A 20333-nucleotide genomic window follows, 5' to 3' on the forward strand; every position below is an offset into this window, starting at 1 on the left:
ATTGATGCTTCAAGGAAAGATCCATGCACGGTTCAATCAAGCAGTTCGCACGTCATTGCCTCGCCGGGGCCTTGCTCTCGGCGCTAGCCCTCAATGCGCAGGCCAAGGCCTTGCCCGGCGCGCCGGCACCGTTCGATAAAGGTCAGGTACAGATCGCGCTGGTCGGCTATCTGTTTTCCGGGGATTTCCCTGAAGCCTATCTGCGCGGCGTGGAGAAACAGACCGAAGCGCTGGGCGCCAACCTGCGGGTGTTTGACGCTCGGCAACAGGCGGCCAGCCAAGGCGAGATGATCGATCAGGCCGCCGACCTCGGTGTTGACGGGATCATCGTGCAACTGGGGCTGGCGGAAACCCTCAAAGGGCCAATTGATCGGGCGCTCGCCAAAGGCATCAAGGTCGTCGCGTTCGACGTTGACCTGAACTCGCCGCAAGTAACCCAGGTCGAGCAGGATCACCACGCTCTGGCGCAACTGGCCCTTGATCAAGCGGTGAAGGACAACGGCACTCGCTTCGACGCCGGATACGTCTACATCAGCGGCTTCACGCCGATGGAGCGGCGCGACGAGATCTGGAGCCAGGTCAAGGCGAGCAATCCGGGGATCGTCGAAAAGGCGCGCTTCGGCACGCTCAATCCGCCGATTGCCAACTCGGTGGCCGATCAGGCCAGCGCCGTGCTGCGGGCCAATCCGGGGATCAGCGTGATCTTCGCCCCGTTCGACGAGTTCGCCAAAGGCGCGAAGATCGCGGTGGACGAGGCCGGTCTGAGCCGCAAGGTGAAGATCTACAGCGCCGACATTTCCACCGCCGACATTCAGATCATGAAGGAACCCGACAGCGCCTGGGCTGCCACCGCTGCGGTCAATCCGCAAGTGGCCGGCGCGATCAGCGTGCGCAGTCTGGCGATGCTGATCGCCGGGGAAAATCCGGGGTCCAAAGTGCTAGTGCCGCCGACCCTGATCACCCGTCAGCAACTGCTGGATCTGGACGTGAAAAACGTGCGGGACCTGGGACAGAAACTGCCGGCCTTCGGTGACACCGCCAATGTCGCGCGGGCATCGTGGATTCCCGTGGCGAACTGAGGAGTCGACATGCACGACAAGGCTGCGCGCCTGCGCAAGAGCCGTTCGCCGAAAGCCGATGTGGCGCTGGGCGAACGGCTGCCGCCGGGGCAGGTGCTGACGGAGCGTTTCCCGATCCTGCACGAAGGCGAGGTGCCGGCGTATGACCTGGCGACGTGGTCGCTGCGCCTGTTTGGCACCTTGGCCAACCCGGTCGAGCTGACCTACGCCGATCTGCAAGCGCTGCCGCAACGCTCGTTGCAATGCGACATTCATTGCGTGACACGCTGGTCGAAGTTCGACACCCGCTGGAGCGGCGTGCACCTGCAAGATCTGTTGCAGGCCCTGGACATCCGGCCGACGTCGTCCTTCGTCATGGCCCACGCCGATCACGATTACCAGACCAACCTGCATCTTGATGACCTGCTGCACCCGGACAGCCTGCTGGCCACCCATTACGATGGTCAGCCGCTGACCGCGCAACACGGTTGGCCGCTGCGTCTGGTGGTGGCGGGGCGGTACTTCTGGAAGAGCGCGAAATGGCTGCGCGGCCTCGAATTCACTGATCAGGAACAACCGGGCTTCTGGGAGCGCAACGGCTTTCACTTGCACGCCGATCCGTTCATTGAACAGCGTTTCAGCGGCGATGCGCTGGACATTGCCGAAGATGCCTGGCGGGAAAAGGACTTCGACTGACGGCATCTAACTTCGCACCGAAAAAAACACAGATTAATAACGCTCTCTACAACAACGTGGAGTGCATTTTTAGTGCGTGATTAGTTGTTGGTTAGTTGGGTGTTCATGTTGTTGCGCAAACACAAGTGTTGCTCAGGCAACACTCCGTTCGTCGGGCATAACCTAAGCGCTATTGGTTCTTTTGCGGCGTGTGACCGCTCGTCTAGGATCCGTAAACAGGGGGTTATACTAACTTTGGGGTTCTTGCGCTCTAACAGCTGATAGTTGTTAAACAAACTTCGCTGCCTTTCTGAATTTCAAAACTACAGCAGAAATTGCCGTGCACTGATTGCCGACACTTCATGATTCGGCAGCGGCCGGTTATTAACTGCGATTCAAGGAGCTGTCGCATGATTCACCGTTCGCGTTCATTACTCGCCATCGCTGTTGTCAGTGCAATCTGGCAACTTCCTGCGCAAGCTGAAGAGACTTCCGCGCGCGTCGACGATGACACACGGCTGGGTACCGTGCTAGTCACCGGCACCCGAGGCACCGCCCGCACGGTGCTGGATTCGCCGGTGCCGGTGGATGTGTTGACCGCCGAGGACCTGAAGACCGCCGGCGCCAGTGGCGGCGAGCTGGGCCAGGCGTTGCAGACGCTGTTGCCGTCGTTCAGTTTCCCGCGCCAGTCCAACTCCGGTGGCGCCGACCACGTGCGCGCCGCGCAGCTTCGCGGCATGAGCCCGGATCAGGTGCTGGTGCTGGTCAACGGCAAGCGCCGCCACACCTCGGCGGTGGTCAATGACTCGTCGAAAATCGGTCGCGGCACGGCGCCGGTGGACTTCAACTCGATCCCGATCAGCGCCATCAAACGCATCGAAGTACTGCGTGACGGCGCCGGCGCGCAGTACGGTTCCGACGCGATTGCCGGGGTGATCAACATCATCCTCGACGACGCCCCCGAAGGTGGCGAAGTGTCCACGAGCTACGGCGCCTACCACACCCATCAGGACGCCATCGGCAAAACTACCACCGACGGTCAGAACAGCGTGACCACAGCCAAGATCGGCACGCGGGTGGGCGAGGAGGGCGGCTTCATTCGCGGCGGTACCGAGTACAAGGATCGCGATCCGACCAACCGCGCCGGCTACGACGGTTTCGCCGATACCCCGGGCCAGCGCAACTACGTGATGGGCGACGGTGTGGCGCGGGACGTCAACGCCTGGTTCAACGGTGAATTGCCGCTGGCCGGCGGCAAGGCCTACAGCTTCGGCACCTACAACGAACGCCACACCACCGGCGCCGAGTTCTACCGCTACCCGTCCGAGCAGCCGCAGTTCTATCCCAACGGCTACTTGCCGCAATCGCTGGGCGACAACACCGACATCTCCGCCACCGCCGGTTACAAAGGTCTGATTGGCGACGACTGGGATTTCGACAGCAGCGTCACCCACGGCCGCAACCGCTTCGAATCGGCGACCCGTCGCACCCTCAACGTCAGCCTCGGCGCGGACTCGCCGACCCGCTTCGACACTGGCGACTACGAGTTGCGCCAGACCACCACCAACCTGGATTTCAGCCGCGAATTGCGCCTCGGTGGGCGCTCATTCGTGCTGGCGGTGGGCGGTGAATATCGCTACGAAAACTACCTGACGTTTGCCGGGGACGAAGCCTCTTACATCGGTTCCGGCGCCGATGGCGCCAACGGCCTGCGCCCGAGTGAAGAGTCGGATCTGGATCGCAACGTGTTCGGCACCTACGCCGAATTGTCCGGTGATCTCACCGACCGTTTCTTCGTCGATGCCGCCACGCGCTGGGAGCATTACGACGACGCCGGCAGCAAACTCACCGGCAAGCTCAGCGGTCGCTACAAGTTGACCGATCAATGGGCGTTGCGCGGTGCGGTGTCGAACAATTTCCGCGCGCCGTCGCTGGCCCAGAGTGGCTTCCAGAACACCACCAGCAACTTCGGCGACGGCGGCACGCTCACCGATATCCGCGTGCTGTCGGTCAACGATCCAATTGCCCGTGCCTTGGGCGCGGAAAAACTCGATCCGGAAACCTCGAAGAACTTCAGCCTCGGCCTGACGTTCCAGTTGAACGAACGTTTCGACGCGTCGCTGGACGTGTTCCGCATCGACGTCAAAGACCGCATCACCCTGTCGCAGCGGATCGGCAGCGACGCGCTGGAAAGCTACATCAACGACAACTTCGGCGTGGCGGGCGTGCACGACGTCAACTTCTTCACCAACGCCGCCGACACCAGCACCGACGGCGCGGAACTGGTGCTCAACTACCATCAGCCGTTCTACGACGGGCAACTGGGCCTGACCACCGCGTACACCTACAACCATACCAAGGTCACCAGCACCAAAGGCACGCCGTCGCAGTTGACCGCCTTAGGGATCGGCAATGACGCGCTGGTCGGCGTAGAAGAACGCAACACCCTGACCGACGCCGCGCCCAGGGATCGCTTCGTGTTTTCCGCCAACTGGACCAGCGAACACTGGGGCTTGCTCGGGCGCCTGACCCGTCAGGGCGAGACCACTCGGGTGTTCGATTTCGGCGACTCGCAGCCTGAGCAAACCTATGGCGCGGTGTGGCAACTGGACGCCGAGGTGACCTACAAATTCACCCCGAAATTCAGCATCGCCCTGGGCGGCAACAACCTGACCGACAACTACCCGGAACGCTCCGGCTCGGCGATCAACTACGGCGGCAACCTGCCGTACGACGTGCTCTCGCCGATCGGCACCAACGGCGCTTACTACTACGCCACTGCTACTTACGGCTTCTGAGTCTTTTCCGCCATGGATGGCGGATCATCAGCGGGAACCTTCATGACTCAAACCAATGGCCCCAAGCGGCACCTGCCGGTGATCCAGGCGTTGCTGATCACGCTGGGCATGGTCATCACCACCGATATTCTCAAAACCGCGCCGACCGTTGCCTTGAACGTCGGGCCGGAACATTTCTATTGGGTCTGGGTGCTCGGCGGACTGGCGTCGATGGCCGGGGCCTTGTGCTTTGCCGAGATGGCCACCGCGTTCCCGCATCCGGGCGGGGACTATCATTTCCTGCGCACCGCTTACGGCGAGCGCATGGGTTTCCTGTTTGCCTGGTCGCGATTTTCGGTGATGCACACCGGGTGGATCGCGTTGTCGGCGTTCATGTTTGCCGACTACTTCAATGCGGTCGTGCCGTTGGGGCATTACGGGTCGGGGCTGTTTGCCGGCGCGATCATTGCCGCGTTGGTGCTGCTGAATCTGACGGGCAAGCACATTGGCTTCATGACTCAGACGGTGTTGGTCGGGTTGCTTGCCCTCGGGTTCCTGAGCATTGCCAGCGCCGGGGTCTGGCTGGCGTGGCAAGGGATCGAACCAACGCTGCCCAGTGATCCGGTGGTGCCCGAACACACCGGCGCGGCAGGGTTTTCTGCGGCGATGATCTTCGTGTTTCTGGCCTTCGGCGGCTGGAGCGATGCGGCGACGTTATCGGCGGAAGTGCGCGACGGTCGACGCGGTATTTTCATCGCCATGCTCGGTGCGCTGACGGTGCTGATGGCGATCTATCTGGCGCTGAACTGGGCGTTCGTTCAAGGGCTGGGATTTGAAGGTCTGGCAGCGAGCAACGCGCCGGCGGTGGAGTTGTTGAACCGGGCCTTCGGTGCTCCCGGCGTGCTGCTGATTCTGTTGATGGTCGGCATCGCGGCCATCGCCACCATCAACTCGACCTTGCTGGTCGGCGCCCGCACCACCTACGCCGCCGCCCGGGATGTGCCGCAATTGCGCCGCTTTGGCGAATGGGACGAGCGTGACGGCGTGCCGCGCAAAGCGTTGCTGGCGGAGGGCGCGGTGGCGTTGTTGCTGGTGTTGTTTGGCAGTTTTACCCAAAGCGGTTTCAACACCATGGTTGAGTACCTGACGCCGGTGTATTGGTTGTTTCTGAGTTTGAGCAGCGTGGCGTTGATTATTCTGCGGCGGCGCTTTCCCGAGGTGCCCCGGCCGGTGAGGGTGCCGCTTTATCCGGTTTTGCCGCTGTTGTTTTTTGGGTTGTGCGTTTACATGCTGTATTCCAGCGTGACGGTGGTTGGTTTTGGCGCTTTTCTGGGGATTGGGGTGTTGCTGGTGGGTGCTGTGCTTTTGGCAGTGTTGGGGCGACTGACGCCGGGCCCTCACCCCAGCCCTCTCCCGGAGGGAGAGGGGGCCGACTGAGTTGTCTGACGCTATCCATCGACCTGAGAGAACGAGTCGATTATGGATTTTGGTTTTTTGCACGTAAGTTCACTGGGAGCTTTCAGGTCGATACAACTTGGCTAAACACCGCGGTCGGCTCCCTCTCCCTCCGGGAGAGGGCTGGGGTGAGGGCAAGCGATCAAAAGGACACAGCCGCCGGTTGGGACAAACGAAGCACCGACAAGTCCCCCGTAATCCGCTTGTACGCCAAACGAATCGCCTCGATGTCACTCTCACGTTTCGGCCCGCTTTCGTGCAGGATCACGATCACCTTGGTCGCCAGCCGCTCGGGCACTTTCGCGTCATGGTCTTTCCACTGCCCATACGCATCGAACACGCTGAACCCGTCCGGGAACCGCGTCGTCACTTCCTGATCAAGAAACTCGCGCCAGCGCGCCGGACTCACCACACCTTCCTTGCCTTCCAGCGGCCCCACCGAGAAGTACAACTCGGTGCGCACCCATTGCGCCTGCGCCGGTCGTGTGGCATCGCCCTGCAGGGTCGAACTGGCGGGGTCTTTGGTATGCACGGAAACCGGAGGAGGGCTGGCACATCCGGTGACTGCCAGGAACAGTGCGGCGATCAACAGGCTTTTTTGCATGAAACATCCTTTTTATGAGTGAGTGCGGGCGCGAGCAATCATAAAGGGCATCAGTAATAGCAATAAAAGATTAAAAAGTCGGCAAGTGCTCCGCTTATGGAATAAGCGAAAACGGTCGAATCCGCATGGAGTTGAAGTTTTTCTCAGGCAAAAAAAGGCGCGTGAGTTTTTGGCTCACGCGCCTTCGGGTTCATTTGCTGGCGTTCAACACAATCCGGTACCGCGCCTTGCCGCTGCGCAGGTGATCGACGGCTTCATTGACCTGGCTCATCGGAAATTCCTCGACCTGCGGCAGGATCTGATGCCGCGCGCAGAATTCCAGCATGGTCGCCGCCGTGGCGGGCGAGCCGACCGGAGAGGCGGACAGGGATTTCTGCTGAGGAATGAGGTTGAACACGTGCACCGGAATCGCGTCGGGCACGATGCCGACGAAGTGCAGCCGGCCCTTGCCGCGCAAGGTGGCGAGCATCGCCGTCCAGTCGAGGTTGGCGTTGGCGGTGATCAGCAGAAAGTCCAAGGTGCCGGCAATTGCTTTCAGCGCTTCGCTGTCGGTCGAGGCGACAACCTGATGGGCGCCGAGGCGTTTGGCTTCGTCCTGTTTGCTCAGAGAAGAGGTGAAAGCGGTGACGTCGCATCCCCAGGCATTGAGAAACCGCAGCGCCAGGTGACCGAGACCGCCGATGCCCACCACACCGACCCGGTCGGTCGGCTTGATGTCGAATTCCACCAGCGGATTGAAGACCGTGGAGCCGGCGCAGAACAACGGGCCGGCGAGGGCAGGGTCGAGGTTGTCCGGCAGTTTCAGTGCCCAGGCCCAATGGGTGCGCAGCCGATCCGCGAAGCCGCCATGGCTGCCGATAATCGTCGGTTTGGCGGTGGCGCAAAGGTGATGCGAACCGCCGATACAGGACGAGCAATGCATGCAACTGCCCTTGTACCAGCCGATCCCCACGCGCTGGCCGACTTCCAGCCCCCTGACCTGCGGGCCTGTGCGCACGATGCGGCCGACCACTTCATGGCCGGGAATAAACGGGTATTGGCTGATGCCCCAGTCGTTGTCGATCAGCGACTGGTCGGAATGGCAGACGCCGCAATATTCCACGGCGACTTCGACTTCTTCATCTCCCAGCGGGCCGGGGTCGTAACTGAAGCGCTCCAGCGGCGCGCCGGCCGAGGTGGCGGCCCAGCCGGTGAATGTCGTGGGTTCGGTGTTGTTGCTCATGGGACACCTCCAGGTCTGGCGCTGCGGGCGCAGCCTGAAGAGTCTAGCGTGTCATCGAGCGGGCGCTAGCCAGGTGTTCAGCACGCGACGGTCGAGTTCTTCCCAGTCCGCCATGCCCAGCACTCGGGTGGTATTGAGCCCGCGCAAATAGCCGCGCAGTTGATTGGCCACGGCTCGCACTGACTCTGAATTGTCCGCTGACTGGCCCAGCACGGTCTCGTATTCGACCAGGTATTCGGCCACCCGGTCGCGGAATTCGGGCAGGACGGCATCGCGGATCAGATCAAAGGTTCGCACGGGTAATCCTCATCTGTTTTCGTTGTGATTGAGTGTGCAGCAGTCTGCACGCCGCGCAACTATTGGTTCAAGTAATAGTGACCATCAAGAAACGCAAGTTCTGCTTTGGCGCCGATGGGCGGAAAATCGCCTCCATCGAACACGCCGCTGAAGGAATTGCGCGATGAAGACTTTGACCCGACTGGCTGTAGTCGCCCTGCTGATGGGCGGGGTGGCCGCCACCGTAGCCCCGGCTTACGCAGATGATGCCCGGTCGTGCCATTTTCTGCCCGTCGCCGCCAGCAGCGCCGCGCTGCAGCACTCGCAAAGCGTCGGTGTGCTGTACAGCGAAAACACCCTGGACAACCTGCAATATCTCGAGCGTTACCACGACGTGGCGGTGAACGGTGCCAAGGATGCGCTCGATGCGCGGATCCGCGACGCCTTCGTCGACAGCTCCGATCCGGAGCTGGCCATCGACTGGCTGATGAGTTCGCTGCAACAGCAGTTTCTCTCGGTGACCGTCTACGACAGCCTCGATGCGCTGGTGCAGGCCCATCCGGACGTAGTGGTGATGCTCGACACCCACAACCGTCTGCTGACCCAACGCAATAGTCAGGTCGAAGCGCGGTTCGCCGCACGCTTCTACGACGCCAACCTGCAATACATCGGCAAGGCCGAAGGCGCGGTGGAGAAGCAACTGCCGTCGGTGTGGGTACACAACAAGGCAGCGCCCGAAATCGCTGCCGGGATCGAACAGCAGCGCGACCTGCAACTGAGTGCCTTGAAGCAGTTCGACGACTCGCTCAAGGCTCTGGTGAGTGCAAGCTGAACACCCTAATCAAAAACGGCAACGGCAGTGCCCGTGACACTGAACGTTGCCGAAGAACCGAACCTTTTATTTTCAGGATTTTATCCATGCGTGCCTTTTTTATCCCTGCCATGGCTTCTGCCAGTTTGTTGCTGACCGCTTGCGCCTCCGCGCCGAACGACCCGACGCTGACTCTGCAGACGCACAAAACGCCTGCCCAGTACGCCGAATGCGTCGTGCCGAAACTGCAGGGCAGTGCGCTGAACCCGACCGTGTCGCAAACCCAGCGTAGCTACCGGATCGTGGTACCAAGCAAGGTGGCGGCGGACAACGTGCTGGAAGCCTACAAGGCGCAGGACGGTGGCAAGGTGTTCTTGTATGAGCGCCACTTGCTGGCGTCGAGTTTCATGCCGTCGAGTTTTGAACGGGCTGCTCAGGAGTGCCTGTAACGCCTGACGGTTAACGCTTTTGACGATGCTCCTTTGGTTGGCCGCAACCAACCAATTCTTTGCCCCGCACCTTGCGGGGCTTTTTTTTGCCCGGCATTTGGCGCGGTCGGCGCTACGCTGGATAGCGGACAAGACTTTCTGGAGAACAAGGATATGAAGAAGGACAGCGACGGCGCGGCGACCGAGAATCCCTCTGTGCTGATCGACGCAAGAATCAAGGAACTGAACGACTGGCGCGGCCAGAAGCTGGCCGAGATCCGCGCGATCATTCACGAGGCGGATCCGGAAGTCGTCGAGGAGTGGAAGTGGCGGGGTGTTCCTGTCTGGTCACACAACGGAATCATCTGCACCGGGGAAACCTACAAGGCCGTGGTGAAAATGACTTTTGCCAAAGGCGCGGCGCTGGAGGATCCGTCAGGACTGTTCAATGCCAGTCTGGAAGGCAATACCCGGCGGGCGATTGATATTCACGAAGACGACAAGATCGATGCCAAGGCTCTGAAAGCGCTGGTGCGTTCGGCGATTACGTTGAATTCAAAGAAGTGATTTGCCGTTGAGGCAGAGGTGAAGCGGAGGAGGGTGAAACGAGGAAAAAATGGCAGGGGCGGCTGGATTCGAACCAACGCATGGCAGGATCAAAACCTGCTGCCTTACCGCTTGGCGACGCCCCTGTAGCTATTGGTTTCAGTCCCGGGAGGACCTCTGCAACAGTGGGCGGCACTTTACCAGCGCTCTTGCGTTCTGTGAACCCCTGAAGCCAATAAATTTCAGGGAAAACAGCTACTTATTTCCCGGACGGTATCGCCGGTCAGGTTTTTCGGGCTTTTCAGCGATCGCCATGAAAACCGGCGCGACCGCTGTAGCCCGAAAACCTGGCAAAGACCTGCCTCGACGAACCGCTCAGTTGCCGTCCGCAACCTTGCGTTCGATTTCGTCGACCTTGCGTTGCAACTCCTCGGCGTCCTGCTCCTTGGTGCGGGTCGACGAGGGCGTGATGACTTCATCCACGCCGCGGGTGTCGTCGTCCGGGTCCTCAAGATCGCGTTTCACCACATTGACCGGTTTGCCGGACGTATCAGTGGGTGGGGCTTTGCTGTCGTTGTTCATGGCGCTGACCTCCGTTGGCTTAAACGTTGGATGCAGCGCCACTGAGCGAGCTCGAGATTTTTCGCGGCAACCGGGCGAACGGCAGCCGCTCCCGTCTCAGCTGATCGAACCCGGCACTCCCGCCAGCAAACCGGTCAGCGTCTTCATGATCGCCTGCTGCCGGGCCCGGTCGGTCAGGTGTCGGGCCTCGGCGGCGGCGACATCCGCGTGGCAGTGTGGGCAGATCGATTCGTGCGGGTGGATGTATTGCAGGCAGTCGCGGCACAGGGCGAGCTGCGTCGGCAGGCGTCCTTCCTCGGGGGAGGACTGGCCCTGATTGATCCAGGCCAGTTTGATCACTTGCCCGCTATCGCTGACGCTGCTGACTTTTTCGCCGGTGTCGATGCGTTCGGTGATCAGGTCAAAACGTCCTACCGCAAACGAGCGCTGAGCGGCGTCTTCGACTTTGACGATACGCTCGCGCAAACCCTGTTTTTGCAATTCCAGGGTTCGGTAATGGCAGTAAGGATTGTTGCCGGGTTTGCCCAGCAGCGAATGCGACGTCCAGGTGCAGCCGCCCCGGCAAACGTCGTTGTAATAGCAGCTTCGGCAGTAGCCCCACAGGTCATCGACCGAGCGCAGGCGACCGAAGTGCATGCCTTCGCTGTAATGCCAGATATCGTGCAGGCTCATGTTGCGCACGTTGCCGCCGGAAAAACCGACGGTCGCCAGTGACGGGCAGCCTTTCACCGTGCCGTCCGCTTCCAGCGCCAGCACGGTCTGGCCGGCCGCGCAGCCGCTCCAGTGCACGCGCTCGTCACCGAAGCCGCGCCACAGATGTTCGTAAGGGCCGTAGTAACCGATGTTGTTGCCGACGTTCATCAGCAATCCGCGATCCAGCCCCTCGCGGTACAACCGGGCGAGCAGCGGCATCACTTCCAGCAACTTATAAGGCTGGAGCAACAGTTCCGGATGGTCGACGGCGTTGCCCATGGCCACCGTGATCTGGATCTGCCAATGGGTGGCGCCGAGCTCGATGATGGTGTCCATCAACTCCGGCAGGTCCGGCAGCGTGGCCGCGCCGATCTGGGTGTTGACGCTCACCGCCAGCCCCGAAGCCTTGGCCCGGCGCAGGGTGTCGACGGCCTTGTCGAACGAACCGGGCACGTTGCGTACCTTGTCGTGCAGCGGTGCGAGTCCGTCCAGGGAAATGCCGACCCCGTTGAGCCCGGCATCGACTGCTGCCTGCATCTTCGCCGGAGTCAGATTGCGCCCGCCGGTCTGGATCGCGCAGTACATGCCGTGGTCGTGGATGGCGCGGATCAGTTGTGTCCAGTCCTTGCGCAAATAGGCTTCGCCGCCGATCAGGGTGATCTCGCGGGTGCCGAGGGCGGCGAGGGAATCGATCACGTCGAGGCATTCGCGGGTGTTGAGTTCATCGGGGCGCCGATGCCCCGCGCGGGAGCCGCAATGCAGGCACTTGAGGTCGCAGGCGAGGGTGATTTCCCAGACCACGTGTACCGGCACGTAGCGTTTGAGATCGGTGTCGCTAAGGTAACGGGCAGGGCGGTTGTCTGTCATGGGAGATCCTTGCGCACTGGCCTGTGCGCGGCACGATTGGACTGACCTCGATTGGCTGGAAGACCGGGCGCGGTCACCCATGACCGCGCCCGGGCCGTACCGCTTAGCGCGCTTCCAGTCGCGCGATTTCCGCATTCAGCTGCGCAAGGGCACTGCGCAAGGCGTCCTCGTGGGCCAGTTGTTGTTCGCCTTGCTGCACGGCGACTTTCAACTGCGCCAGATCACCGCTGGCCTGAGCCGTTTGCACGGCCACCGCATACAGCGGATGGACATGATGCTCGGGCGGTAGAGGCTCGACACTCGGCGCCTGATGCACGGCAACGTGCCGCACGTCCTGCCACTGGCCGCCTTCGTTGTAGCGGTAATCGACAAAACCGCTGGTCCAGTCGTTCAGAATGCCCTTGAGGTGGAAGGTCTGGGCAATCTGACTCAGCGGGCCGCTCGGGTTACCGCCGAGGGTGAGAATGATGTAGTTCTCGGCCGATGGCGTCAGCCGGGCCTCGGAATAGTCGCCCCAGACCCGGGCATGGAAATTCACCGGTGGCCAGGTGCTTTGAAACACGCTGGCGGTTCCGCTGACTTTTTTGCGGACGGTATCGACCACGATATCGAGGGTCAGAACCGGTGCGCCCAGCAGTGAGTTACTGGCGATGAGGCGGGTGTGAAAAAGTCCGATCGACATGATGCTGCTCCCTTGTGAAAGTTATGGTTCCAGTTGCCGATCAGCGGCTTTGCACGCGGCTGATTTCTTTGTTGGCGTCGTCCACTGCTTTGCGCAGCAGCGGCAGTTGCTCCAGCTGCTGTCTGGCCTGGGCGGACAGGCTTTTCATCTGGGCCAGGTCACCGCTGGCAATAGCGCCCTGAATCGGCGCGGCATACAGCGGCAGGACCGGTTTGTGCGGCTCGATCACCGGGCCGGGATTGAAAGACTGGAGGACATTCGAAGGCACCTCCACCAGATGCGCCGGCACGTTGTTCAGTTCGTGCCAACGCTGGCCGTCGAAATACTCATAGTTGGCCACGCCTTCGCGCCAGTCGGTGCCGACCACCAAGTGGATCTTGAAGTTGATGATCGAGTTGGAGCCGGGGCCGCCGTGGTTGCCCTGGGCGGTGATGAGGATCTTGCTGACACCGGGCTTCATCACCGTCATGTAGGTGTATTCACCCCAGACGTCCGAGTCGATGTCGAGCGGCGGATTGGTCGCCTGAGTCACCGCGGCGTTGCCGGTGACATGCTGCTGTGGCGTGGACACCAGCAGGTTCAGCGCAAGACTCTGCGCCCCCGGCTGACCCGTACCGATCCGGTAGCTCACCGGGAACAAGCCGACATTTTGCTGAGTAGCTGACATGTTGATTGCCTCCATTGCAGTGTGGGAAATGGCCTCAGGGTTTTTCCAGTCGGGAAACTTCTTTGGCCAGGTTTTCGTACGCGGTTTGTAGCTCCTTCGCTTCCGGCTTCGTTGAATCGCGCTGCTTCAACAAAGTCTTCATCTTCTGCAGATCGCCGTCGGTGATCGCGCTCTGGATGGCGACGCCGTAGGGCGGGATGTTGTGGTTTGAACCAGTCATATCGGGGCCTTCCTCGTGGGTGTGTGCCGCTCGACCCCTTGCGCAGAAGGGGCGCCTTTCCTGACAGGCAGGCGAACGACATCGGCCAGAATCACCGGCAACCGGGATTCTCGGCGACGTCACAGCCTGATCCGTCGGGATCTGATCAATCCGCAAATCGGGTTCGCGCAATGGCGACGCCGCAGCGCCGGCTCACGCGCAAGCGTCGTCAGCCAAAACCGTCGGGCCTGGCCTCGGGCGTCAATGAAGGGGGTTGCCGGTGGGGCAAACGGGGAAATCTCGCCTGTACGTTGTTCATCTTTCTGTCCTTGATAGAAAGCAACGAAACACAGGGATAGGTCGTTCACTCTTCAAGAGTGCAATACCCGCGCAAGCACAAAAACCATCCCTGATTTTTCTTCCAGTGCCGCTGATGGCACTCGTCGAGCGACGTTTGCCAAGTGGCCAGCATTTTGCCAGCCACGCAACCCTAGACCCGTTTGTGCAGGGCTGCCAGAAAAAGCGCCGAACGGTCATTTCTGTTCAATGCGGGGATTTTGGCGCGCGCACAACTGTCCTTTCGGCAACGTTTTTAAGCGATTGAATCAAGATCGACATGGGCGCTGAAGAGCATTCGAAAATGAAAAATGTACGCCGATGTACATTGCGTGTACGCCCCGTGTAAAGTCCGGTCAAAGTCTCAAAGACAGGTGCATTGCAATGACGCAGGCAGGACGGACAAAAAACAAGGCTCAGGATTCAGGATGGCGCGGTTCCGTGGACGTCTGGCTGGACGCCGCGTATGAGGCCTTGAAGGAATCCGGAGTCGATGCGGTCAGGGTGATGCCGCTGGCCAAGCGCCTGAACCTGTCGCGCACCAGCTTCTACTGGTTCTACGAAGATCGAGAGCAACTGCTCGCGGCGCTGCTGGCCCGCTGGCGGGACAAGAACACCGGTGGGCTGGTGGGGCAGTGCGAGCGTTATGCCGAAAGCGTGTCCGAGGCGATCCTCAATGTTTTCGAATGCTGGCTGAACCCCGCGTTGTTCGATTCGCAGTTTGAATTCGCGGTGCGCAGCTGGGCGTTGCAATCGGATGAAGTCGCTGGGCAAATCGCGTTGGCCGACGATGCGCGGATCAATGCGCTGGCCGCGATGTTTCGCCGTTTCGGTTACGAGCCGGGGGCGGCCGATGCCCGCGCCCGGACGATTTATCTCACGCAGATCGGCTACATCTCGATGAAAACCACCGAAGACGTGATCGTGCGGTTCCGGCGAATCCCGCAGTACGTCACCGTGTTCACCGGAAAGTCACCCAAGCGACGCGAGCTGGACCGGTTTTTCGGTCAGTTCGGTTATGCCGAGACGGAGCCGGGGGTGTTCGTTCCACTGGTGGAAACCTTCGAAGAGGCGCTGCCCGATGACCAATAGAACGCTGGGGATCATCGGCGGCACGGGCTGGCTGGGCAAGGCGATTGCCGAATCGTTGCTGGACCTGGAGTTCATCAGGCCGAGTGATCTGCTGATTTCGAACCGCTCGGGCAGTGCTGATGTTGCGCCGGGAGTGCGCGTGTTGAGGGACAACCAGTCACTGGTCGACAGCAGCGATATCGTCGTGCTGTCGGTGCGGCCCGAGCAGTTTCGCGAGTTGAAGATCGATGCCCGGGGCAAACCGGTGGTATCGCTGATGGCCGGCATTTCAGCGTCCACCCTCAGTGCCGCGACAGGGGCGCGAGTGGTGGTGCGGGCCATGCCGAACGCGGCGGTGGACATCCGCCAATCCTATACGCCGTGGTTCGTGGCCGGCCCCTTGACCGACGAAGAGCGCGACTGGCTGCAGCGATTGTTCGAGTGCGTGGGCACGGCGGACGAGGTGCCCGATGAAGACTGCATCGATTATCTGAGCGCGTTGTCCGGCACCGGGCCGGCGTTTCCGGCGCTGCTATGCGCTGCGCTCGCCAGTCAGGCCGAAGCGGCCGGCATTCCCGCGCGAATTGCGCAGCGGGCGGCACGGGCGGTGGTGGTGGGCGGCGGTCAACTGCTGGCCGGGCGGGAACCGCAAGCTCTGCTGGATGCCTTGATGGAATATCGCGGGGTCACGGCGGCTGCGTTGCAGTCGATGAACGAGCAGAACATCGAAGATATCGTGGGGCGAGCCGTACAGGCCGGCGCCCGGGTTGCCCGGCGCGGCCTGTAGTTGGTGATACAGCAACTTCCCTCCTGCAACAGGAGGGAAGGCCGGTTTCAGAGGTCTTTCATCAGCCGTAACGCATCGTAAATGGCCGCATGGGTGTTGCGCGCGGCCACGGCGTCACCAATCCTGAACAGCTGAAAGCGCCCTTGCGGGTGGGTGACAATGTCCTGCGCCTTGCCGGCAATCAGGTTGTGTTGTTCCACCGCGCCGCCATTGCTCGAATACGCGCGCAGGTCGAAATACAGGTCATCCAGCGGAATCGTGCCGTGATTGACCACCACCTGATCCACCACCCGCTGCTTGTGCACCGTTCCGTAATCACTGCCGAGCGTTGCCACCAGGCGCCCGTCGCGGCGCTCGACCGAATCGACGCGATAGGTGACGGTAAAGGTGACATCCAGATCCTGCAGGCTGCGCATGTAGGGCACCAGATTCATCGCCATGACTTCCGGAGCAAAGCTGCGATCGGGGGTGACGATTTCGACACTCGCGCCGTTGGCGGCGATGACCTCGGCAGCCTGTAGCGCAGCGTGGTCGCCGGCATCGTCATAGATCAAGACATGCCGGCCCGGTTTGATGTCACCGGCAATGATGTCCCAGGTTGAAACCACCAGGTCGTTGCCGGCACTGAGCACGTCCGTGTGGGGCAGGCCGCCGGTGGCGACAATCACCACATCCGGTTCGTGCTGCAGCACCGTGTCGGTTTCGGCCCAGGTGTTGAAATGAAACTTCACGCCCAGACGTTCGCACTGCGCCATGCGCCAGTCGATGATGCTGATCATCTCCCGTCGACGTTCGCTGAGGGCGGTCAGACGGATCTGCCCGCCGGGGCGATCCGCCGCTTCCAGCACCGTAACGTCATGACCGCGTTCGCCCGCTACCCGCGCGGCCTCAAGTCCCGCAGGGCCGGTGCCGATCACCAGCACTTTGCGTTTGCGTGCGGCCCTGGGAATGTCGTGGGGCATGGTGGTTTCCCGGCCGGTCGCCGGGTTGTGGATGCAGTAAGCGGCGCCGCCCTGGTAGATGCGGTCCAGACAATAGTTGGCGCCGACGCAGGGGCGGATATCTTCTTCACGTTTTTCGATGATCTTGCGCACGATATGCGGATCGGTCATGTGCGCCCGGGTCATGCCGACCATATCGACCTTGCCTGAGGCGATGGCATGGCGAGCGGTGGCGACGTCCGGGATTTTGGCCGCATGGAAGGTCGGGAAACCGGTGGCTGCTCGGATTTCACCGGCGAAATCCAGATGCGGCGAATTGCGCATGCCCTGGATCGGAATGACATCGGTCAGACCTGCATCGGTGTCGATGTGGCCGCGTACGACATTGAGGAAATCCACCAGCCCGCTGTCTTTCAGCAGGTGGGAAATCTGCAAGCCTTCGCTGGCATCGAAGCCACCGGGCAAGCCTTCATCGCCGGTGTAGCGCACGCCCAGCAGGAAATCCTCGCCGACCCGCTGGCGGATCCCGCGCAGGATGTCGAAGGTGAAGCGCATGCGGTTTTCCAGCGAGCCGCCATACGGCCCGTCGAGTTCGTTGGTCAACGGTGACCAGAACTGGTCCATCAAGTGCCCGTAGGCTTGCAGCTCCAGACCGTCCATGCCAGCGGCGTGCATCCGCTCGGCGGCGTCCACATAGTCCTTGATGATCCGCTGGATATCCCAGTCTTCCATTTTCTTCGGGAAGGAGCGGTGCGCCGCTTCGCGATGGTGCGACGGCGAGACTACCGGCAACCAGTCGGCCTTGTCCCAGCGGGTGCGACGACCCAGATGCGTCAACTGGATCATCACCGCCGCGCCATGCTCGTGGCATTCGTCGGTCAGGTCCTTGAGCCATTTCACTACCTCATCCTGGTAGGCGAGCACGTTGTTGAACACCGGCGGGCTGTCTCGGGAAACCGCAGCGGAACCGGCCGTCATGGTCAGGGCAACGCCAGCCTTGGCACGTTCGACGTGGTAGGCGCGATACAAATCCTTGGGCATGCCGTCAACCGGGTAGGCCGGTTCGTGAGCGGTGGTAATGATCCGGTTTCTGAGCGTCAGGTTCTTGATTTTGTAAGGCTGCAACAGGGGATCGCTGGACATGGTGGTGCGCTCCGGGGTGGGCTTCATCAGGCTCGGCGACTTGAAATTAGGTCAACTGTACAGGCGTGTCAATCATCGCTGACACAGGTGTACATTTTGCTTGCGCGGTGCTTCGCTCAGGCATAGGATTGCGCCAGACGCCTCAACCGCAAGGCCGTCGAGATTGAGACATACCTGCCGATCCCACCTCCCCAGGAAGACGCTTGATGAACGCTCATTCGCCTTATCGAAATACGCTTTTCGCCCTGATGCTGGCCACGCTCGCTGCACAGGCCCAGGCCGCCGAACCTGCGCCCGTGCGCATTGGCTGGGTCAACTGGTCGGACACCGAAATCACCGTCAAACTCGCCAGCGCCGCGCTTCAGGATCACCTCAAACAACCGGTGAAACTGGTGATGGCCGATATCGGCATTCAGTTCCAGGCCTTGGCCAACGGCAACATCGACCTGATCCCGATGGTCTGGCTGCCGAGCACCCACAAGGCGTTCTACGACAAATACAAGGATCGGCTCGAAGACCTCGGCGTGCTGTATGAAGGGCGGATCGGCATGGCCGTCCCGACATCGGTGCCGATCAGTGAAGTGGCTAGTGTCGAGGATCTGAACAAGCCGCAAGTGAAGGAAAAATTCGAAGGCAAGATCCTCACCTCGGAGGTGGGCAACGGCCAGTACAAGCTCACGGTCAAGGCGATCGAGGAGTACAAGCTTGATGGCTACAAACTGGTGGCCTCTTCGGAAAGCGGCATGCTCAATGAGCTGGATCGCAACCTGAAACGGGACAAGTGGTCACTGGTTAATGCCTGGAGCCCGCACTGGATGTTCTCCAAATGGTCGTTGCGCTATCTGGATGATCCGAAGCAGATTTTCGGTGGCGCCGAGCAGATCCATGCGATGGCGCGCAAGGGATTCAGTGCCGAGTATCCGCAGGTGGCGTACTTCTTCGCCCACTACTCGATCCCGCAGGCAGATCTGGAAGCCTTGATGATGCAGGCGCGCCAGACTTCATCGGATCAGGCGGTCGCGGCGTATTACGCGGCCAACAAATCGCGGTTCGAGGCGATGTTCGAACCGGGTACGCAAACCGCGAGCAGTCGACAGCCCTGATCACGGCGCCGGGGTTCCAATCAGCGTCAGCCCCGGCGGTGTCCATTGCCGCGAGGAGCAAAGTGCGGTCATCATGCGCGGGTTGCACAGCACAGCCCCCGAGGTCGACATGTCCTTAACCTTGCTCCTTCGTTGCAGTGATCTGGCCAGTACCCGAGACCATTACCGTGATGTCCTCGGATTCAGCGTGACGGACTCCTTCGAAACCACCGTCACCGTCGAGTTCGAGGGCAGTCGCCTGATCTTCACTGAACAGGATCTCTGGAGGCAGCCGGTTTCCTGCTCCGGCACCTTTTACTTTTTGGTCAGCGATATCGAAGGCTATTACGCATCGATCAAGGGGCAGGCGGACATCGTCTGGCCGTTGCAGGACATGCCGTACGGCTCAAGAGACTTTGGCGTGCGTGACTGCAACGGCTACCATCTCGCTTTCTCACAGATTGCCTGAGCCACGGACGGACCCTTATCCCGTATGAGCCTCAACCCGTTTCCCTTGCCCGAAGACCTCAAGGTTTTCCTCACCGTCATCCGCAAGAACAGCTTTGCCAGCGCCGCTGACGAGCTGGGCTATTCACCGGCGTACGTCAGCAAACGTATCTCGGTGCTGGAAACCACGCTGGCGACCAAGCTGTTGCACCGCACCACCCGGCGTATCGCGTTGACCGACGATGGCGAGCGGGTGCGGATCTGGGCGGAAAAACTGCTGGGGGATTTCGATCAGTTTCTTGGCGAGATTTCCCAGGCACGGCACCAGCCGGCGGGCTCGCTGCACATCTGCAGCAGCTTCGGTTTCGGTCGTAATCATGTGGCGCCGGCGATCTGCGAACTGTCCCGGGAATGCCCCAAACTCGACATTCGTCTGGACGTCTTCGACCGCGTGGTGGATCTGGTGGGCGAGGGCTTCGATCTGGAAATTCTGGTCGGGGACGATGTGCCGGGTCAGCACATCGCCCGCAAACTGGTCAGCAACCGGCGTGTGCTGTGCGCCACGCCGGAGTATCTGGAACGCCGGGGCACGCCGCAGTCGCTTGAAGACCTCAAAAACCATGATTGTCTGGTGCTAAAGGAACGCAACAATGCCTTCGGTATCTGGAACCTGACCAAGGACGGGCAGGAAGAATCGGTGCGAGTCAGCGGCCCGCTGTCCTCCAACAGCGGCGAGATTGTGCTGGAGTGGGCCTTGAGCGGCGGCGGGATTCTGCTGCGCTCGATGTGGGACGTCAAACCGATGCTCGAGCAAGGGCGGCTAGTGCAGGTGCTGGAGGAGTACACCCAGAGCGCCAACGTCTGGGCGGTCTATCCGGTGCGGCTCAGTGAGTCGGCGAAACTGCGGGTGTGCGTGGAATTTCTGGAAGAGTACTTCCGCGATTTGTCTGTGGAGTGAAAACGGGCGGTTCAATGAACCGCCCG

General features: G+C 61.0%; 21 protein-coding genes and 1 tRNA gene. 12 read left to right on the forward strand and 10 right to left on the reverse strand.

Annotated elements, in window-relative coordinates:
* The first annotated feature begins 23 nt into the window (after positions 1 to 23).
* The 4 genes from QR290_RS13365 to QR290_RS13380 all read left to right on the forward strand — a co-directional run bounded on the left by QR290_RS13365 (position 24) and on the right by QR290_RS13380 (position 5947).
* Entirely contained in the window at positions 24 to 1079 is a 1056-nt protein-coding gene (locus QR290_RS13365; protein ID WP_289205157.1) for a substrate-binding domain-containing protein, read from the forward strand.
* A gap of 9 nt (positions 1080 to 1088) precedes the next feature.
* A complete protein-coding gene (locus QR290_RS13370) occupies positions 1089 to 1754 on the forward strand; it encodes a sulfite oxidase-like oxidoreductase (protein ID WP_129972633.1) in 666 nt (221 codons plus the stop codon).
* A 389-nt stretch (positions 1755 to 2143) separates the two neighbouring features.
* Positions 2144 to 4531 carry a TonB-dependent receptor plug domain-containing protein gene (locus QR290_RS13375; RefSeq protein ID WP_289205158.1) on the forward strand — a complete coding sequence of 796 codons (2388 nt, stop codon included), beginning with the start codon at positions 2144 to 2146 and terminating at the stop codon, positions 4529 to 4531.
* Positions 4532 to 4573: 42 nt separating this feature from the next.
* Complete coding sequence (locus QR290_RS13380) at positions 4574 to 5947, forward strand: APC family permease (RefSeq protein ID WP_289205159.1); 1374 nt, start codon at positions 4574 to 4576, stop codon at positions 5945 to 5947.
* 160 nt (positions 5948 to 6107) lie between these two features.
* Here the strand turns inward: QR290_RS13380 and QR290_RS13385 are convergent, their stop codons facing one another.
* From QR290_RS13385 to QR290_RS13395, 3 genes are all read right to left on the reverse strand, one after another.
* The gene (locus tag QR290_RS13385) at positions 6108 to 6569 is read right to left on the reverse strand and encodes a DUF3574 domain-containing protein (RefSeq protein ID WP_289205160.1); all 462 of its coding nucleotides are present in this window, start codon (positions 6567 to 6569) and stop codon (positions 6108 to 6110) included.
* A 190-nt stretch (positions 6570 to 6759) separates the two neighbouring features.
* A complete protein-coding gene (gene ahr, locus QR290_RS13390) occupies positions 6760 to 7791 on the reverse strand; it encodes an NADPH-dependent aldehyde reductase Ahr (protein ID WP_289205161.1) in 1032 nt (343 codons plus the stop codon).
* Positions 7792 to 7842: 51 nt separating this feature from the next.
* Positions 7843 to 8088, reverse strand: coding sequence for a hypothetical protein (locus QR290_RS13395; RefSeq protein WP_289205162.1), 246 nt, complete (start codon positions 8086 to 8088; stop codon positions 7843 to 7845).
* A gap of 163 nt (positions 8089 to 8251) precedes the next feature.
* Between QR290_RS13395 and QR290_RS13400 the strand changes: the two genes are divergently transcribed.
* The 3 genes from QR290_RS13400 (at position 8252) to QR290_RS13410 (ending at position 9873) form a co-directional block, all read left to right on the forward strand.
* On the forward strand, positions 8252 to 8899 hold the full coding sequence (locus QR290_RS13400) for an ATPase (RefSeq protein ID WP_289205163.1): 648 nt from the start codon (positions 8252 to 8254) through the stop codon (positions 8897 to 8899).
* Positions 8900 to 8985: 86 nt separating this feature from the next.
* Positions 8986 to 9327, forward strand: a complete 342-nt coding sequence (locus QR290_RS13405) for a hypothetical protein (protein ID WP_007955484.1) — start codon at positions 8986 to 8988, stop codon at positions 9325 to 9327.
* Between the two features lie 153 nt (positions 9328 to 9480).
* Positions 9481 to 9873 (forward strand): DUF1801 domain-containing protein, encoded by a 393-nt coding sequence (locus QR290_RS13410; protein WP_289205291.1) that lies wholly within the window; start codon positions 9481 to 9483, stop codon positions 9871 to 9873.
* A gap of 50 nt (positions 9874 to 9923) precedes the next feature.
* Here the strand turns inward: QR290_RS13410 and QR290_RS13415 are convergent.
* The 6 genes from QR290_RS13415 to QR290_RS13440 all read right to left on the reverse strand — a co-directional run bounded on the left by QR290_RS13415 (position 9924) and on the right by QR290_RS13440 (position 13563).
* A tRNA-Gln gene (locus QR290_RS13415) sits at positions 9924 to 9998 on the reverse strand.
* Between the two features lie 229 nt (positions 9999 to 10227).
* Positions 10228 to 10434: a hypothetical protein gene (locus tag QR290_RS13420; RefSeq protein ID WP_007955480.1), complete on the reverse strand. Its 207-nt coding sequence runs from the start codon at positions 10432 to 10434 to the stop codon at positions 10228 to 10230.
* A 96-nt stretch (positions 10435 to 10530) separates the two neighbouring features.
* Positions 10531 to 11994, reverse strand: a complete 1464-nt coding sequence (locus QR290_RS13425) for a GDL motif peptide-associated radical SAM/SPASM maturase (RefSeq protein WP_289205164.1) — start codon at positions 11992 to 11994, stop codon at positions 10531 to 10533.
* Positions 11995 to 12097: 103 nt separating this feature from the next.
* Complete coding sequence (locus QR290_RS13430; protein WP_289205165.1) at positions 12098 to 12676, reverse strand: DUF1842 domain-containing protein; 579 nt, start codon at positions 12674 to 12676, stop codon at positions 12098 to 12100.
* A 40-nt stretch (positions 12677 to 12716) separates the two neighbouring features.
* Positions 12717 to 13343 (reverse strand): DUF1842 domain-containing protein, encoded by a 627-nt coding sequence (locus QR290_RS13435; RefSeq protein ID WP_115077533.1) that lies wholly within the window; start codon positions 13341 to 13343, stop codon positions 12717 to 12719.
* A 34-nt stretch (positions 13344 to 13377) separates the two neighbouring features.
* Positions 13378 to 13563 (reverse strand): DUF1843 domain-containing protein, encoded by a 186-nt coding sequence (locus QR290_RS13440; protein WP_289205166.1) that lies wholly within the window; start codon positions 13561 to 13563, stop codon positions 13378 to 13380.
* 699 nt (positions 13564 to 14262) lie between these two features.
* Here QR290_RS13440 and QR290_RS13445 point away from each other — a divergent pair.
* Together QR290_RS13445 and QR290_RS13450 are read left to right on the forward strand one after the other, a co-directional pair.
* The gene (locus QR290_RS13445) at positions 14263 to 14970 is read left to right on the forward strand and encodes a TetR/AcrR family transcriptional regulator (RefSeq protein ID WP_085604695.1); all 708 of its coding nucleotides are present in this window, start codon (positions 14263 to 14265) and stop codon (positions 14968 to 14970) included.
* Complete coding sequence (locus QR290_RS13450) at positions 14960 to 15736, forward strand: pyrroline-5-carboxylate reductase family protein (RefSeq protein WP_289205167.1); 777 nt, start codon at positions 14960 to 14962, stop codon at positions 15734 to 15736. The genes QR290_RS13445 and QR290_RS13450 overlap by 11 nt, the downstream gene beginning before the upstream one ends.
* A 47-nt stretch (positions 15737 to 15783) precedes the next feature.
* On the opposite strand, the gene QR290_RS13455 is transcribed toward QR290_RS13450, so the two are convergent.
* Positions 15784 to 17820 carry an NADH:flavin oxidoreductase gene (locus tag QR290_RS13455; RefSeq protein ID WP_289205168.1) on the reverse strand — a complete coding sequence of 679 codons (2037 nt, stop codon included), beginning with the start codon at positions 17818 to 17820 and terminating at the stop codon, positions 15784 to 15786.
* 206 nt (positions 17821 to 18026) lie between these two features.
* Here QR290_RS13455 and QR290_RS13460 point away from each other — a divergent pair, with 206 nt between their 5' ends.
* The 3 genes from QR290_RS13460 to QR290_RS13470 all read left to right on the forward strand — a co-directional run bounded on the left by QR290_RS13460 (position 18027) and on the right by QR290_RS13470 (position 20307).
* The gene (locus QR290_RS13460; protein WP_115077537.1) at positions 18027 to 18923 is read left to right on the forward strand and encodes a glycine betaine ABC transporter substrate-binding protein; all 897 of its coding nucleotides are present in this window, start codon (positions 18027 to 18029) and stop codon (positions 18921 to 18923) included.
* Positions 18924 to 19032: 109 nt separating this feature from the next.
* Complete coding sequence (locus QR290_RS13465; protein ID WP_115079933.1) at positions 19033 to 19371, forward strand: VOC family protein; 339 nt, start codon at positions 19033 to 19035, stop codon at positions 19369 to 19371.
* A 24-nt stretch (positions 19372 to 19395) separates the two neighbouring features.
* Positions 19396 to 20307 carry a LysR substrate-binding domain-containing protein gene (locus QR290_RS13470; RefSeq protein WP_115077538.1) on the forward strand — a complete coding sequence of 304 codons (912 nt, stop codon included), beginning with the start codon at positions 19396 to 19398 and terminating at the stop codon, positions 20305 to 20307.
* Positions 20308 to 20333 lie beyond the last annotated feature (26 nt).

The sequence above is a fragment of the Pseudomonas fluorescens genome (assembly GCF_030344995.1).
Lineage (GTDB): Bacteria > Pseudomonadota > Gammaproteobacteria > Pseudomonadales > Pseudomonadaceae > Aquipseudomonas > Aquipseudomonas fluorescens_BF.

What these genes read in the sequence shown, in the direction of transcription:
- QR290_RS13365 (WP_289205157.1), top strand. Translation starts at nt 24, where the DNA reads ATGCACGGTTCAATCAAGCAGTTCGCACGTCATTGCCTCGCCGGGGCC.
- QR290_RS13370 (WP_129972633.1), top strand. Translation starts at nt 1,089, where the DNA reads ATGCACGACAAGGCTGCGCGCCTGCGCAAGAGCCGTTCGCCGAAAGCC.
- QR290_RS13375 (WP_289205158.1), top strand. Translation starts at nt 2,144, where the DNA reads ATGATTCACCGTTCGCGTTCATTACTCGCCATCGCTGTTGTCAGTGCA.
- QR290_RS13380 (WP_289205159.1), top strand. Translation starts at nt 4,574, where the DNA reads ATGACTCAAACCAATGGCCCCAAGCGGCACCTGCCGGTGATCCAGGCG.
- QR290_RS13385 (WP_289205160.1), bottom strand. Translation starts at nt 6,569, where the DNA reads ATGCAAAAAAGCCTGTTGATCGCCGCACTGTTCCTGGCAGTCACCGGA.
- ahr (WP_289205161.1), bottom strand. Translation starts at nt 7,791, where the DNA reads ATGAGCAACAACACCGAACCCACGACATTCACCGGCTGGGCCGCCACC.
- QR290_RS13400 (WP_289205163.1), top strand. Translation starts at nt 8,252, where the DNA reads ATGAAGACTTTGACCCGACTGGCTGTAGTCGCCCTGCTGATGGGCGGG.
- QR290_RS13405 (WP_007955484.1), top strand. Translation starts at nt 8,986, where the DNA reads ATGCGTGCCTTTTTTATCCCTGCCATGGCTTCTGCCAGTTTGTTGCTG.
- QR290_RS13410 (WP_289205291.1), top strand. Translation starts at nt 9,481, where the DNA reads ATGAAGAAGGACAGCGACGGCGCGGCGACCGAGAATCCCTCTGTGCTG.
- QR290_RS13420 (WP_007955480.1), bottom strand. Translation starts at nt 10,434, where the DNA reads ATGAACAACGACAGCAAAGCCCCACCCACTGATACGTCCGGCAAACCG.
- QR290_RS13425 (WP_289205164.1), bottom strand. Translation starts at nt 11,994, where the DNA reads ATGACAGACAACCGCCCTGCCCGTTACCTTAGCGACACCGATCTCAAA.
- QR290_RS13430 (WP_289205165.1), bottom strand. Translation starts at nt 12,676, where the DNA reads ATGTCGATCGGACTTTTTCACACCCGCCTCATCGCCAGTAACTCACTG.
- QR290_RS13435 (WP_115077533.1), bottom strand. Translation starts at nt 13,343, where the DNA reads ATGTCAGCTACTCAGCAAAATGTCGGCTTGTTCCCGGTGAGCTACCGG.
- QR290_RS13440 (WP_289205166.1), bottom strand. Translation starts at nt 13,563, where the DNA reads ATGACTGGTTCAAACCACAACATCCCGCCCTACGGCGTCGCCATCCAG.
- QR290_RS13445 (WP_085604695.1), top strand. Translation starts at nt 14,263, where the DNA reads ATGACGCAGGCAGGACGGACAAAAAACAAGGCTCAGGATTCAGGATGG.
- QR290_RS13450 (WP_289205167.1), top strand. Translation starts at nt 14,960, where the DNA reads ATGACCAATAGAACGCTGGGGATCATCGGCGGCACGGGCTGGCTGGGC.
- QR290_RS13455 (WP_289205168.1), bottom strand. Translation starts at nt 17,820, where the DNA reads ATGTCCAGCGATCCCCTGTTGCAGCCTTACAAAATCAAGAACCTGACG.
- QR290_RS13460 (WP_115077537.1), top strand. Translation starts at nt 18,027, where the DNA reads ATGAACGCTCATTCGCCTTATCGAAATACGCTTTTCGCCCTGATGCTG.
- QR290_RS13465 (WP_115079933.1), top strand. Translation starts at nt 19,033, where the DNA reads ATGTCCTTAACCTTGCTCCTTCGTTGCAGTGATCTGGCCAGTACCCGA.
- QR290_RS13470 (WP_115077538.1), top strand. Translation starts at nt 19,396, where the DNA reads ATGAGCCTCAACCCGTTTCCCTTGCCCGAAGACCTCAAGGTTTTCCTC.